The sequence below is a fragment of the Nonomuraea sp. NPDC049784 genome, from assembly GCF_040659615.1.
Lineage (GTDB): Bacteria > Actinomycetota > Actinomycetes > Streptosporangiales > Streptosporangiaceae > Nonomuraea.
In genome coordinates this window covers 1-1,520 of the sequence record NZ_JBFAMX010001178.1, presented here as the reverse complement: position 1 = coordinate 1,520, position 1,520 = coordinate 1, and the positions used below count along the sequence as shown (strand labels likewise).

2 protein-coding genes are annotated in these 1,520 nt (G+C 69.7%); both read right to left on the bottom strand.

Annotated features, from left to right (window positions below):
- Positions 1-212 precede the first annotated feature (212 nt).
- Positions 213-596 (bottom strand): pilin, encoded by a 384-nt coding sequence (locus AB0J09_RS64500; RefSeq protein ID WP_360714352.1) that lies wholly within the window; start codon positions 594-596, stop codon positions 213-215.
- A 95-nt stretch (positions 597-691) separates the two neighbouring features.
- Positions 692-1,520 (bottom strand): WD40 repeat domain-containing protein (locus AB0J09_RS64495; RefSeq protein WP_360714350.1); only part of this gene is annotated, 829 nt, incomplete at its 5' end.

The following is a 1,520-nucleotide window of genomic DNA, read 5'->3' as shown; positions in this document are numbered from 1 at the left end:
TCCTGGTCGGTCAGTCTGCGCACACGGACAGGCTCGGCCACCGCGCCTCCAGCGGTCGGATCGGACGTCACCGCCCATCAAACCGCCACGATCACTCCATCCAAGCCGCCGCCGAGTGACGGTGAGTGTGAGGATCTGCGCTATTCGGCGAATTGTGGTGGTGAGCAGCATGCTCGCCGTGGGCGGGCGAGGCGGTGGGTGGCGGGTCACTGTCAGGCTCCGACGATGCCTTTGAGGACGCTGACCAGCAGCGGGGCCAGCACGGCGATGCCGTAGCCGAGGGCTGCGTAGCGCAGGGTCTTCTTGGCCGCCTCGGCCTCGCCGGGGGCGCCGCCGGCCAGGATGTAGCGGACTCCGCCGCCGGTCAGGAACAGGGTGGCGAGGGCGCCACCAGGCCGACGATGACGTTGCGCAGATTGTCGATCACTTGGTTCAGTGAGCCCGCCCCCTTTCCACCACTGGTTCCTCCTTCCGCTGAGAAGCCCGTGGCGGTGGCCTGGGCGAAGTGAGCCAGAACGAGTTCCGGGAGCGTGCCGAGGGTGACGGCTGCGACGATGACGGCGGCGATGAGCTGGACCTTTCTCGGCGTCCGGCACGGACTGGGACCGACGTCGCTTCTCAACGACGATTCAGGGCGCTCGTGCTGTCGGTCTGCAATCCGGGTGACCGACCTGGTGGCGGTGGGCGCTGTTCACGGAGTTATGTTGAACCGGTACAGACCGGCGGTGCCTCCGACTACGAGATGGTCGCCGGTCGGGCTCCAGACGCAGGCGCGTACGCCGCCGTCGACTCGCATCATGGCGCGCGACCGGCCGGTCGAGGGGTCCCAGAGCCGGATTTCGCCGGTGTGGCCGGCGGTGGCGAGTGTGTGGCCGTCGGGGGCGATGGCGAGTGCGGTCGCCGCCGGATCGGTGAGTTGCAGGCGCTGTTGCCAGGTGGTGGTATCCCAGATGCGTGTGGTGTCGTCGCGGCCGACGCTCGCCAGCCAGGTGCCGTCCGGCGCTGCGGCAACCCCGTCCCCCCAGTTCGTGTGTCCGGTGAGTATCGCGCGCTGCTGCCAGGTGGTGGTGTCCCAGATCCGCACGGTGTTGTCCCAACCGGCGGTGGCCAGCCAGGCTCCGTCGGGGGCGATCGTCACGGCGCACACGACGCGGGGCTCGTGCATCAGCGCACGGCGTACGCCGGTCGTGGCGTCCCATATCTGCACCGTTCCGTCGTGGCTGACGCTGGCCAGCCAACTGCAGTCGGGGGCGATGGCCACCGCGTACACGGCGTTGTCATGACCGGTGAGGGTGCTGCGCAGCCGCCAGGTGGCCGTGTCCCAGACACACACGGTGCGGTCCGAGGCGGCGGCGAGCCAGGTGCCGTCGGGGGCGACAGCCACGTCCATGACCCATTTGGTAGGGCTGGCGAGAGTGGCGGAGAGTACGCCGGATTGGTCCCAGATCCGCACGAGGGCGTCGCCCTGGCCCCCGGTGGCGAGCCAGGTGCCGTCGGGCGCGATGGCCACTGCGCTGACG